The following is an 836-nucleotide window of genomic DNA, read 5'->3' as shown; positions in this document are numbered from 1 at the left end:
GCCTGCCGCTGGACCTGCTGGTCTACGAGGCCGGCACCTTCCAGTCGCAGCAGATGGTCTGCATCGACGAGCGCAACCCGTACTTCGCGATGATCCGCAGCACCTGGGGCCAGCGCTTGCGCCAGGTGTTCGAATCGATCGACGACCCGCAGTGGGACGGCAGCGCCGCCGAGCACCCACTGTGCGTGCCGTCGGACCGCTACGAGCCGATGCGCAAGATCACGCACCCCGGAGAGAAGATCATCTGATGGGAGCCGCGTGACTGCCGCCCCGGGCTGCATCGTCTTCTCGCATGCGAACAGCTTCCCCGCCGGCACCTACCGGCAGCTGTTCGACGCGTGGCGCGCCGCCGGCCACGAGGTGCATGCGATCGAGAAGCTCGGCCACGACGAGCACTACCGCGTCACCAACAACTGGCCGCTGCTGCGCAACCAGCTGATCGCCTTCATCGAGCAGCACGCCGCCGCCGGGCCGGTCTGGCTGGTCGGACATTCGCTCGGCGGCTTCCTGAGCGTGCTGGCCGCGTCGAAGCGGCCCGACCTGGCGCGCGGCGTGGTGCTGATGGATTCGCCGCTGATCGGCGGGCTGCTCGCCCGCACGCTGCAGGTGGCCAAGGCGACCGGCATCGGCGAGCGCTTCTCGCCCGGCCACGTCTCGAAGCGCCGCCGCCAGCACTGGCCGAGCGCCGAGGCGGCGTTCGCGCACTTCGCGGCCAAGCCGGCCTTCGCGCGCTGGGCGCCCGGCGTGCTGCGCGACTACATCGACGCCGGCATCGAGCCGTCCGGCCACGGGCATTCGCTGAGCTTCCGGCGCGAGATCGAGACGCAGATCTACTA

The 836-nt window shown here is 70.2% G+C and carries 1 protein-coding gene and 1 pseudogene; both read left to right on the top strand.

Going from position 1 to position 836, the window contains the following annotated elements; all coding sequences use genetic code 11:
- Positions 1-248 (top strand): annotated as a pseudogene (locus AC1D15_RS35065) (peptidase); the annotation flags it as partial.
- A 10-nt stretch (positions 249-258) separates the two neighbouring features.
- Positions 259-836 (top strand): alpha/beta hydrolase (locus AC1D15_RS35060; protein WP_477829708.1); only part of this gene is annotated, 578 nt, incomplete at its 3' end.

The organism is Rhizobacter sp. P2_H2, assembly GCF_056403375.1.
Note: the sequence above shows the minus strand (reverse complement) of the source record. Positions and strands in the feature narration are given on the sequence as shown.